The organism is Bacteroides muris (ex Afrizal et al. 2022) (assembly GCF_004793475.1).
In the GTDB taxonomy this organism is placed as follows: domain Bacteria; phylum Bacteroidota; class Bacteroidia; order Bacteroidales; family Bacteroidaceae; genus Bacteroides; species Bacteroides muris.
In genome coordinates this window covers 108,684-120,601 of sequence record NZ_SRYZ01000005.1, presented here as the reverse complement: position 1 = coordinate 120,601, position 11,918 = coordinate 108,684, and the positions used below count along the sequence as shown (strand labels likewise).

Here is an 11,918-nt window from a genome sequence, read left to right as displayed (position 1 = left end):
TACATTAAATGCTAAACTTCGACGAATATCTCCAGCAGAGCGAGCCACAAAAGCGTGAAAAAGGTTATGCGTGGCAAACGGCAATAGGACTTCAAGCAGTAGATGGCTTGAAGCCCTCCGAATATCTTATTGAAACTGCTCGTAAGCATATTGAGGGGGATATAACCATTGATGAAGTACAGCAACTTATCAAGAGTTACTATGACTCAAAAGATATTCGTACTGAAAAGGACAACGAAACAGAAGAAGCAGATAAAGTTTCTGCCAATATAACCAAACTATTGAATGAGCGTTCATTTGCTTTTACCGTTGCAGGATTGAGTGCCATTCATCGAAGGATATTTGATGGAGTATTCAAGTTTGCCGGACAAATCAGAGATTACAATATAACAAAAAAAGAATGGGTACTTCGTGGTGACACCGTATTCTATGTATCTGCTCCCGACATCCGCAGAGCCATAGAATATGACCTTGAACAAGAAAAGGTGTTTGATTATACAGGATTAGATATAAGCCAAATAGTAAGTCATATTACCCAATTCGTATCCGGGTTGTGGCAGATTCATCCGTTTGGAGAAGGCAATACCCGAACAACAGCAGTGTTTACCATCCAGTATTTACGCTCAATGGGATTCAATGTCGAGAACGATCTTTTTGCCAATCATTCTTGGTATTTCCGTAATGCTTTGGTTAGAGCCAATTATCAAAATATACAAAAAGGCATCAAAAGAGAGTCTGTGTATTTAGAACGATTCTTCCGCAACCTATTGATAAGAGAAAACAATGAATTGAGGAATCGTTTCATGGTGGTTAATGCACCCGAAGATATGGCTATCTCCACCCCGACAAGTACCCCGACAAGTACCCCGACAAGCTCAAATAATCCATTGCAGATAGATAATGAGAATATCAGCCGCTTAATAAAGGCTATTGCAAACAATACATTATCTGTCAAAGAGATAATGGCTTCCATAGGATTAAAGAACCGTGAGAATTTTATGGAATATTCACTGAATCCCGCCATGAAAGAGGGATTTGTTTCTATGCTCTACCCAGACAAGCCCCGTCATCCTCGTCAGAAATATCTGTTGACGATTAAAGGATTGGCGGTGTATAATTCCAACAATCTGAAATAATGATGAACGAGAATAATATACCCCCTATTCAATCCGACTTTGAACAGATTAAAAAGCAAGACGAAAACGGTTCGGAGTATTGGACTTCTCGTGAGTTGTGCACCGCATTAGGCTATAGCACATACCCAAAATTCAATCGTACTCTAAACAAAGCTATCGCTATAGCCAATAAGAAAGGTTGTAACACTACCGAGCATTTTAATCCTATGTTTGAAATGGTCAAACTAAGTTCTGGCTCCTTTCGTAAGGTAGAGAATATACATCTATCACGAATTGCTTGTTTGATGATTGCGGAAAATGCCGATAGCAAGAAGCCACAAGTGCAGATGGCAAGAGAATATTTCAAACAAGAAATATCAACTCCTGAATTAATCGGCAATAGCTTATCATCCAATATATTGCTATATAAGACGAAACAAGGAGAAAGTCGTATAGAGGTCATCTTCAATAATGAAACATTTTGGATGCCGCAAAAGCGAATGGCCGATTTGTTTGGTGTTGAAACGAATACGATCAATAACCATCTGAAAGAGATTTTCAAAAGCGGAGAATTGGAGGAGAGTTCAGTTATTCGAAAAATTCGAACAACTGAATTTGATGGCAAGAACGATGATACATTGCTCTACAATTTGGATGCGGTTATTGCCGTTGGGTTTCGTGTGGGCAGTTATCAAGCGAGCCAATTCCGGATGTGGGCGACATCGGTGCTAAAAGAAATGATCATAAAAGGATTTGTATTGGATGATGAGCGCTTGAAACAGGGCAAACATTTTGGCAAAGATTATTTTGACGACCTATTAGAACGTATCCGAGAAATACGAGCTTCAGAACGTCGGTATTATCAGAAAATCACCGATGTCTATGCCGAATGTAGTGCCGATTATGACCCTAAGGCTGAGACCACCCTACAATTCTTCAAGAGGGTGCAAGATATGATGTATTGGGCAACTTCCCATCAAACGGCAACCGAAATCATCTATTCAAGAGCAGATGCCCAAAAGCCCCACATGGGACTTACCACGTGGAAAAACGCCCCTGACGGCAGAGTCCAAAAGTCGGATACTTTTATTGCCCAGAATTACTTGTCCGACACAGAGGTCTCTGCCTTCAATCGTCTATCAACCACTTTCCTTGATTTGGCCGAACTTCGTGCCGAACGGCAAATCATCTCCACAATGGCAGATTGGAAAAAGCAATTGGATGATTTCCTGACTCTATATGAGTATGATAAATATAATGAGGCTGGCACCATTTCTGCCGAACAAGCGAAAGAAAAGGCATACGCTGAATATGATAAATTTTGCTTGATTCAAAACGAAGAGTATCTTTCGGATTTTGATAAAGAAGTCAAGGTATGAAAAGAAAGAGGGTTGTTTGGTCATTAGCAGAAATGTAAATACACAATCAACTGAAAATCAATTTATGTCAAAAGCAAAGCTAAAAAAACACCTGTTGTCACTTACTAAAGAACAGATAACCGATATTGTTCTTGAACTATACGATGCACGTAAAGAGGCAAAAGATTATCTGGAGTTTTATCTTGCCCCAGATTGTAATGCTGAATTGGAAAAGAGCAAGAAAACTATCCGAAATGAGTTCTTCCCAACTCGTGGATTTTCCGAAAAGCCGTCATTTGCCAAATGTAGAAAAGTCATTTCCGATTTTCAAAAGCTAAAACCGGAGCCAACTTTTATTGCCGATTTAATGTTGTTCTATATCGAACAAGGATGCGAATACACACTTGAATTTGGCGATATGTGGGAACAGTTCTATACAACACTGGAGGGAAATTTCGACAAGGCTATGCGCTTTATCTTTCTCAACGGATTGTTAGCCAATTATTACGAACGGATTGAAAAGCTTATTGATAGCGTATCGGATTGTGGCTGGGGATTTTATGATACATTGCAAGATATTTATTCTGAATATCGGTAGTGGTTCTTAATCCAACACAAAAAGTAAGGAACTGAACCTGTGTACCTAATGCACAGATTTAGTTCCTATCCCTTTAAATTACTCCATTGATTCCCGAATAATACGCAAAGTTTCTTTCTTATACTCCTTGCGGTTATATTCCAGACCTCTACACATCCAACAGCTACACGGAGTACCTGCCGTTTTATAAACTTGCGCCCATCTGTCTTTTGCCAACTCAAACCAATGAGGATGTTCATAATAGCTTCCATCCTCACGAATGATGCAATGACCATAAGCGGCATACAGAATCATACGAGCCTTAAACACGCGAGCCATTTGTTGGCGTCTCCACAATTTGTTTCTTTTGTCCATCGTCTCTTTCTATTAAAGTTAGGATGAACAATGATGTTATTTTGGTGAGACTTAATATATCCATAGCATTATGTATTTTTACCGTTTTATAGCCTTTATGCAAGCCTAGCAAGCCGTTCCTTCAACAATTCGCCATACTTTTCTTTTAATTCAGCACTTAAGAAAGAGTTTTGAATGACAGTTTCAAACTTAGGCAATAGTTTGATATACTTATTTATCAGTCGTTCCACAATCACATTCTCTATACCTAGTGTAGCTGCTGACCTAATAAAATCCTCTCTTTGAAGCTTTTTCTTCCGACCATTCAAGGTCAATGCCAATTCTTCATTATCCTTGGGATTAATGATAACTGCATTTAGCAAATCGTAAGCAGGAGTCAAACGTATTATATCCGCCACCTCATACAAAGAGAAGTTTTTCAAGTGCATATCGTTATTCCCTATCAACCAAGAGAAAAGCACCAACTCAAAGAAATTGGTAACATCCATTTTAGGTAAAGACGAGTATTTCAAAACAGCCTTGCCGACACGTTCATAACTGCTCTTGTATTTATGCTCTGTTTGCCTTTCGGTCAGTTGGCACATATCTTCCATCGCTATCTTCTCTCCGTCAGAAGTCCTGTCAATACGACGGGTAAGATAACATAGCGTATCATCTGCCATCCGCATTAGCGTATGGGGAACCACCTCAATACGTGCCACCTCTGCAAGGTGCATAGTTAAATCCTCGACCTCAGGCATCATTTCATATTGCAATGTCTGTGGCTTACAAATATAACCGCCCCATAGTCCGACAATAGTCAATCGCTTGCTACCCTCATGCTCATTCAAATGTAAGGATAATTTCGGCTGAACACCGGTTAAAGAGGTTTGGTCTTGAATGATTTGCAGAGCAAGCTGATCAAGTTGTTCTGTCGTATAATCAAGAACAGGCAATGTTGCTGTTCCGAAGAACTTCTTTATGCAAGCTGTGTGCATATCCTTTTCTCCTTTTAAGAGCGGACGATAACAATATAGACAATTACACATAGTGTCCCTCCTTTTCTTCCATTGGGATAACGCTTACTGCCCCGATACAATCTTTGCAGCATGTCAGCAACAACGACATCCGATCAAGAATACTGATGTCTGTATTCCGCAATGCAACATCCAACAGCCATCCCTCAGGAATCAAACCATCGAAGAATGGGAACAACACAGGACTTGTATACGCTTCCTCCTGTAAAGGCAATGTCAGGCTTACAGCCTTTGCCGTTTCCAAAGAGAGATATTCCGGCAAATAGCGGAATTCATATCCGGCATCGTTTTCTGTCAGAATACCAGCTAATTGGTCTTTATAAAATATATGGGCTTGTCTCATTAATTACTGTTTTTTTGAGTGGCAACCATTTCATAATTGAAAAAGTCAAGGAGCTGATTCACTTTATCGAGGCGTAGCGTTTCCTTGCCCTGTTCAAGGTCTCGCACAAAGCGCAACCCCACACCCGACTTCAACGAGAGTTCTTCTTGCGTCAGATTATATTGCTTTCGCAACATCTTGACCGTAGTAGAAAGATTATTCATAACATCGTACTTTATACCTTTTCGGGTACAAAGTTAGTACAAATATTCGATATTATATCAGTATGGGTATAATTTATTGTTTCGCTACTGCAATTATATCAGACAAGGTATAATACAAGGAGGATTGAGGCATTATTATTAAGGCTAAAAACAATTACAACGCATATAGTTTTACACTTTTCCAAGCGAATAAATCTGATTCGTTACACTTTTTCCAACGAATATCACCCATTTCTCTACACTTTTTCAAGCGAATCGAGGTGTCTTCTATAGAAATTTTCTGCTTCTATAACCCATTTTCTACTATCCAACACTTTTCAAGGAATAAAAATCACACCGCAAACCACAGAAATCCCAAGAAAACCACTACCTTTGTATTCAACAAGTGTTCTGTAACATACCTGCGGAAATACCCTATCACTCAATACCTTGTATCTGATAGCGGACATTCCATAAAAGGACTGAAAAGAGGCGGTACAACACGTATATGCAAAGCGATGAAATACAACGGTTTGCATTTGTCCCTACATTCTGTGTATTTGTCAAAACAGAGGTTGTACCGATTAAAATGAATGGTCACTGATAATCAGTGATGTAAATATGCTTGCAGGAAAGAACTGTGAATATCCACAGTGTGGATGACTTTCTTTTGTCTCCTGCTGGCATGGAAAAGTTGGTTTGTTATTATTTTCCGAATTGTAACGCGAATCCCAGATTGAAGAATGTGATGTTGTTTTTGAACCAATTGTGATTCACTCCGTCATCATAGCCGTCCGTGTTGTAAAGTCGTGCATCGGGGTTGGCAAACCAGTCTGCTGTCAGGAAATCACAGCGAATCATGCCCGAGAGTTTACGGCTGATGCGGAATTCATAGCCTGCAGCGAAAGTTATTCCACAATATCCTTTATGGAAAAGGTGTCCGTTCCGTTCACCGCGTTTATATGTCCGTTCCTGATAGTTCATATACCCGATGCCGAACGAGAGGAACAGTCCTTGATTCCCGTTGCTCCACAAGGGCCGGTATGTGATGTTGGGGCGTATGCAGTGCAGATGTGCCTTATCCGGCAGGCGTGCCATGCGTAGATAGTCATATTGAAGTCCTGCGGCAAATAGGGGCGTGATGTAGTAGCGGCCTTCTGTCATCAGGTCATATCCCACCCGGTTGCCATTCTTGCTGAAGAAGTCGTTGCGGTTTCCTTCTACATGGGGCAAGGAAACACCGCCACCAAGGATGATGCTGTAATTTTGCGGTAGGCATTCGCTTTGTGCCAGCATTCCTGTCACTCCGATGGAGAGTAGGGATAGACAGAGGAGGAATCGTTTCATTCTTTTTCTTGAGTTTTTTGAAGTATCGAATCTTTCTATCGCTTACCGTATAGCTTGTCTATCAAATCCGCCCGTCCTATCCGGCGCAGTTCGTTTATGATGTTCCTGCGTTCCTCTGGTTTGTACCAGAAGAAGAACTGGCGTTGCGCCAGCTTCTCGCGTTGCGTCTTGGCGCTGAACACCGGTTCCAACGTATAAGGATGGAAGCCCGTGTACCATGCTTCGGTGGCAACGGTCATGGGAGTAGGGGTAAAGTCCTGTACTTGTTCCAGATGGAAATCCAGGCGTTTGGTGATGACGGCAAGTTCAGCCATATCCTCCTCCTTGCATCCGGGATGGCTACTGATGAAATAAGGGATAAGCTGCTGACGCAGTCCTTCTTCACGGTTGATTCTGTCGAATATCTTCTTGAACTCACCGAACTGGCTGAACGAAGGTTTGCGCATGATGTTGAGCACGCGGTCCGAGGTATGCTCCGGAGCCACTTTCAGACGGCCGCTGACATGGCGGGCGATGAGCTCGCGGGTATATTCCTGCGTACTTTTGTCGGTGTCCGGATTCTTGCTCTGGTGCAGTAGCAGGTCATAGCGTACACCGCTGCCGATGAACGACTTCTTGATGCCGGGCAGGGCATCTACGGCATGATAGATGTCAAGCAGTGGACGGTGGTCTGTATTCAGATTGGGGCATACTTTGGGGTAGATGCACGACGGACGTTTACATTTTCTGCAGATAGCCTCATCCCGTCCCTTCATCCGGTACATATTGGCCGACGGACCTCCCAGGTCACTTAAGTAACCCTTAAAGTCGGGCAGCTCTGTGATGGCTTTTACCTCTTTCAGAATGCTTTTCTTGCTGCGGCCTACGATGAACTTGCCCTGATGTGCGGAAATGGTACAGAACGCACATCCTCCGAAACATCCGCGGTGCAGGTTGACGGAGAACTTTATCATGTCGTATGCCGGAATGCGTTTCCCCTTATATTTGGGGTGGGGCAGGCGTGTATAAGGCAAGTCAAAAGAATGGTCGAGCTCGGCTTCCGTTAAAGGGGGATAGGGGGGATTGACCACCACTGTCTGTTTGCCGGTCTTCTGCAGCATGCGCGATGCTGTATATTTGTTACTTTCCTCCTCGATATGACGGAAGTTGGCAGCTTCTTTCTTTTTATCTTTCAGACATTCTTCATGGGAAAAGAGGGTGATATCTCCTTCTTGTGCTACTACTTCCTTGTCAAGATAAACCATTTGAGGAATATCGGCGATGAGCTCTTTGAAGCTTTGGGCGTCCACTTGTGTCTGTTGGCGTTTCAGTCTCTCTGCAAGTTCCACCACCGGTTTCTCTCCCATGCCGTAGATGAGTGAGTCGGCACCACTGTCGAGAAGGATACTGGGGCGTACACGGTCTTGCCAATAGTCATAGTGTGTCAGGCGGCGCATGCTTGCCTCGATGCCGCCCAGTACGACGGGGACGTCGGGAAATAGTTTCTTCAATATGTGGGTATATACAATGGAAGGATATTCGGGGCGCATATCCGGACGTGCGTCCGGTGTATAGGCGTCATCACTGCGCAAGCGTTTGTTGGCAGTGTATTTATTGACCATCGAATCCATACAGCCGGGACTGATGCCGAAAAACAGACGGGGACGTCCCAGCTTCTTGAAGTCGCGCAAGTCGTCGCGCCAGTTGGGCTGGGGAACGATGGCTACGCGTAATCCTTCCGCCTCGAGGATACGGCCTATGACGGCAGCTCCAAAAGACGGATGGTCTACGTAGGCATCACCGCTGAAAAGTATTACATCCAATTCGTCCCAACCATGCAGCTCTACTTCTTTTTTGGTGGTGGGGAGCCAGTCTGTAAGGCGATATTCTTTCATTAATCCATTGTAAATTGTAATGTCATTCGTTCTCCGTCATAAATCTCACGGAAGCCTATCTGTTGCTCGGCAAGATACTCTTTCATATCATTGAAGGCAGTGGCGTCATCCATGATGATTTCCAGCTTCTCGCCTTTCCCGACCTCGCACATGGTTTTTATGGCAGGAATTAGAGGGCTGTAATGCTGTTGTCCGCAGGTGTCGATGGTTTTCATTTATTCTTCTTCTATGGTGTCTTGTTGGGAAAGCCATTGCAGATAGAGCTTGATGAGTTGCTGTAGTCCGAAGGCCTTCATGTTGTTGTGGTAGATAACGTCGATGCAGAGGTCGAGCAGGTCTTTGCTGTCTTCCTCTTGCGCGGCGATGAGAGAGCGGATGTTCAGTTTCAACTTGTCGAGTACGGTTTCTTCCACAATGCCATTGCTGTCGATGAGATGACGGAAGAGTCCGTATTTTTCGATAGTGGCAAGGTTTTCTTCTGAAACTTCTAAACTGCGGGTTCCGCTGGGATTAGCTTGTATGGTGTACATGTTGTTTAATGTTTAGTGGTTAATGTTTAATGATTAATAGAAGCAAAGATAGTTTTTTCACCACAGATTACACAGATTTCTACAGATTATTTATAGGGATTGTTGTTTTTCTCTGTATTACTCAACCTGATTTGTGGTGAGAAAGTGAAGTATGGAGGCCATAATTGCATTTCTGGACGTTTCTTCCTTGATGCTTTCAAAAGGGAATCCCATGATGAAGGTGCGGTAATCGCTGCCTTGATAGGCCACGGCGGCGGATGCGTTGTCGGTGGCATAGGTCATGACTGGAAAAGCGGGAGACATGGGCAGGATGCAATCGGGGGAAGTGACCGGATAGTCCTGCTCATTCGGTAGTCGGGGAAGGGTGAAGGTATGCCCCAGTCCCCGGACATTGATTTTGTCCCCGTCTGTTTTCAGAGAGTTGCCATGCCGGTACTTCAAGATATTCTGAATAAATTCTTTATTGCCCTGCGAGCTGTCCATATCGCTGCCTACGTAGGCACCGCTGACCAGGAGATGACCTCCCGACCGGCAATAGGAAGTCAGTATGCGCTGCATGGGCGAGGAGAATGTTTTGTAGTAGGTATTGCGTGCCGGATTGCTGGAATTGTCTTCTTTCTCCAGTCCGAGGATATAGTCTACTATCGGATAGTCTTCTAAAGAGAGGATACCTTTTTCCACAGCCTCATCGCTGCATGAGACGAAGCTGTAGTTTCCGGCGGCTTGTATGGCCTTGCCGTGTACGAAGGGGTAATCGAAAGTATTTCCGATGATTTTCATGCCTTCGTATTCCTCTCCACTCTCTCCCAGACGTTTTCCCGCTTCTTCCCGGCTGAAGTTCTGCTGGGCGCCGCAAAGGGAGATGTCATAGAGGTAAGGAACGCCGGGATCTTGCGACAGGTCGAAACCTGCAGCATCGGGAGTGTCTATGACGGCCGGCCCGCTGATACGGTCGAATCCGTTGACGATAAGTATCTGTCCTTTTTCCCGTTTGGCTTTATAGGCAGCAAGAATTTCCGAAGGGAAGCTTTCACCGCCCCGGTTCACGGCGGTTACTTTGAAGGAATAGATGATGCCGGGTTCTATTTTTACGGTATGGGACGGAGAACTGACACGTACGCCATTGTCAAATCCTCCGCGTCCGATACGTGTATATACAATATATTCGCGTGGCTTGGCAGTCGGCTCTAGCGGGTCTTCCTTGCCTTGCCAGGAAAGCTCTAAAGTATTTTCCTTTTTCCCGAAGCGGATGGCAAAGTGGCTGACGGGAAGCGGTTGGACTGCATACTCCTTGCCGTGCTGGCCGCATATATATTGCAAGATGGCTTTATAGAGCGCGCGTCCGACGATGAACTTGAAGTTGGGGTCATGCCCCAGACGCATATCTGCGAAGTTCTGGTGCGACAACAGTTCTACGATGGTGGAAGGAACGGCGGGCAGGCGCGTTTCACTGTAGTTGCGGTTCCATAGGCTGCGGCGTGTCCAGTCTACGTTAAAGGTGGAGCGGATGTCATGCTGCAACTGCGTCAGCAAGACGTCCGAGAGGTCGCGGGAGGCATGGCGGTCTGTACCGGCATTCAGCCTGCCGTTGTTGAAGTTGGTGGTATAAATGCCGAGAGTGCCTATAATCTCGTCTTCCTTGCTGAAGCCGGCATCGCTGTGCAGGGCCATACTCATTTCAAAGGGGATGCCCAAGCCTTCTTCCGTCGGATTGAATACTGATTTTCCTGCGAGATAATTCACTGTACGGGAACGCGCGTTGATGTCATCATTCATGTCATTGTTCCCCTCATAGCCTCCGTAGACAGAGTAAGGCATACCTGCCCATTGAGCAGAGTAGCGTGCACCTTCCAGATATCTGGGCAAGCCGCTGGCTTGTCCGCTGCGGGCAATGTTGCCCATGCCTCCTCCAAAGCGGACGGCATCGGCACAGACCACCCCTTTTTCCTTGCTTTCGTTGCTCAATACCACCATGCCATAGTCATTCCGGCCTTTGTCGAAAGTGAATGTGCCAAGGTATACCCATGTACCTCCTCCTATTTGCTGGTTCACCTTGAATTCCGTGACGCCTCCATTGTGGAATACAAGGTATTTGGCATCGCTTACGCTGCCCGGCAGTGTCTGATAAGATACGTATACGGCATATTCTCCTGTTCCCGGAATATCGGGCACCCATTCGGCAAAAGCTTTGTCTTTCTTCTTTTCAGTTTTGGCAAAGCGTGCCGTGCCGGTAAGGAAAGGGTTTTCATTGTCCTGATAGATTTGTTTCCGTTGGGCAAATCCGGGTCGGGAGGTCTGCTCCCAACGTGCTTTCCGGCTTTTTACATCCAGATAGAGGGAACCTTGTCCTCCATGTCCGCTCAGGCTACCGTCATTGTCTACAATGACTTCTCGCTTTTGTGTGTTCCTTTCGCGGGGAGTGAATACATTGGCTCCTGCATTCTCCAGCATGGGCAGAAGGTAGGGCAGGATGAACGACTGGGTGAACTGGTCTTCTGTGGTACAGAACAACCTGGGGCGTTGCCATCCCCATTTGTCTTTGTCATTAATGTAATATTTCCCGTGGCTTTGCCAAAGGGCGATGTGTCTTCCTTCCAGTCCTCGGGTAATTTCGTAGGGGCGCGAAGTGCGGGTTACCCAGGGTGTACCTTTGTATTCCAGGTGGCTGAACAGACGTGCTTTGTCTTTCTTCCCTTTCCGGTAGAGGTTGGGGATAAGCTCTTCGATGTTTTTCCCGTCAGCAAAGATGGTGAGGCCGAAGTTGTTCACCGGTCCCGGCAGGATTTGTCTCAGATATCGGTAAATGGCATCGACGGTTTCTGGTCGTAGAGGCTGGTAGGCAAAGCGCTCGTTTGCGTAGATGAACAATTTCTTTTTCCGGAAGTCGATTTGGAAGCTGTCCGGACGGCAAGTGCCTATGTTTATCGGGGAGGAATATTCATTGAAGAAGGTTTGCAGGCATTCTGCCACGTTCGATTGAATGTCTTGGGCAGACAGCCACGTCCCGTGTAGCAACAAAAGAAAGAAAAGAACAGGTTTTTTCATATTCGCAGTTCATTTTAGAGCTTGTTTGAATTTCGCTTGCCAGGTTTTTATTCGTCACATACCCGCTACGCTCCGCAGAAAAATATTAGAACAAACTTTTAGGGGATTAAAAAAGAGGTGCATAATCAGAGCGATGCACCTCTTTCCTGAATGTAT

General features: G+C 44.9%; 12 protein-coding genes. 3 read left to right on the top strand and 9 right to left on the bottom strand.

Annotated elements, in window-relative coordinates; translation table 11 throughout:
• Window positions 1–8 precede the first annotated feature (8 nt).
• The 3 genes from E5355_RS04235 (at window position 9) to E5355_RS04225 (ending at window position 3,071) form a co-directional block, all read left to right on the top strand.
• Window positions 9–1,136: a Fic family protein gene (locus E5355_RS04235; protein ID WP_055278861.1), complete on the top strand. Its 1,128-nt coding sequence runs from the start codon at window positions 9–11 to the stop codon at window positions 1,134–1,136.
• Window positions 1,136–2,494: a RhuM family protein gene (rhuM, locus tag E5355_RS04230; protein ID WP_082436459.1), complete on the top strand. Its 1,359-nt coding sequence runs from the start codon at window positions 1,136–1,138 to the stop codon at window positions 2,492–2,494. The genes E5355_RS04235 and rhuM overlap by 1 nt, the downstream gene beginning before the upstream one ends.
• Window positions 2,495–2,558: 64 nt before the next feature.
• Entirely contained in the window at window positions 2,559–3,071 is a 513-nt protein-coding gene (locus E5355_RS04225; RefSeq protein ID WP_055278862.1) for a DUF6155 family protein, read from the top strand.
• Between the two features lie 78 nt (window positions 3,072–3,149).
• Here E5355_RS04225 and E5355_RS04220 read toward each other — a convergent pair whose 3' ends face one another.
• From E5355_RS04220 to E5355_RS04175, 9 genes are all read right to left on the bottom strand, one after another.
• Window positions 3,150–3,425: a hypothetical protein gene (locus E5355_RS04220; RefSeq protein WP_055278863.1), complete on the bottom strand. Its 276-nt coding sequence runs from the start codon at window positions 3,423–3,425 to the stop codon at window positions 3,150–3,152.
• A 95-nt stretch (window positions 3,426–3,520) separates the two neighbouring features.
• On the bottom strand, window positions 3,521–4,453 hold the full coding sequence (locus E5355_RS04215) for a HipA domain-containing protein (RefSeq protein WP_176468176.1): 933 nt from the start codon (window positions 4,451–4,453) through the stop codon (window positions 3,521–3,523).
• Window positions 4,446–4,784, bottom strand: a complete 339-nt coding sequence (locus tag E5355_RS04210; protein WP_136009307.1) for a HipA N-terminal domain-containing protein — start codon at window positions 4,782–4,784, stop codon at window positions 4,446–4,448. The genes E5355_RS04215 and E5355_RS04210 overlap by 8 nt, the downstream gene beginning before the upstream one ends.
• Window positions 4,784–4,987, bottom strand: a complete 204-nt coding sequence (locus E5355_RS04205; protein ID WP_055278865.1) for a helix-turn-helix transcriptional regulator — start codon at window positions 4,985–4,987, stop codon at window positions 4,784–4,786. Before E5355_RS04205 ends, E5355_RS04210 begins: the two co-directional genes overlap by 1 nt.
• Before the next feature lie 684 nt (window positions 4,988–5,671).
• Window positions 5,672–6,313 carry a hypothetical protein gene (locus E5355_RS04195; protein WP_136009306.1) on the bottom strand — a complete coding sequence of 214 codons (642 nt, stop codon included), beginning with the start codon at window positions 6,311–6,313 and terminating at the stop codon, window positions 5,672–5,674.
• A 35-nt stretch (window positions 6,314–6,348) separates the two neighbouring features.
• Window positions 6,349–8,187 carry a YgiQ family radical SAM protein gene (locus E5355_RS04190; RefSeq protein WP_136009305.1) on the bottom strand — a complete coding sequence of 613 codons (1,839 nt, stop codon included), beginning with the start codon at window positions 8,185–8,187 and terminating at the stop codon, window positions 6,349–6,351.
• Entirely contained in the window at window positions 8,187–8,402 is a 216-nt protein-coding gene (locus E5355_RS04185) for a sulfurtransferase TusA family protein (protein WP_136009304.1), read from the bottom strand. The genes E5355_RS04190 and E5355_RS04185 overlap by 1 nt, the downstream gene beginning before the upstream one ends.
• On the bottom strand, window positions 8,403–8,717 hold the full coding sequence (locus tag E5355_RS04180) for a hypothetical protein (RefSeq protein WP_136009303.1): 315 nt from the start codon (window positions 8,715–8,717) through the stop codon (window positions 8,403–8,405).
• A 117-nt stretch (window positions 8,718–8,834) separates the two neighbouring features.
• Complete coding sequence (locus tag E5355_RS04175; protein ID WP_136009302.1) at window positions 8,835–11,762, bottom strand: xanthan lyase; 2,928 nt, start codon at window positions 11,760–11,762, stop codon at window positions 8,835–8,837.
• Between the last annotated feature and the right edge of the window lie 156 nt (window positions 11,763–11,918).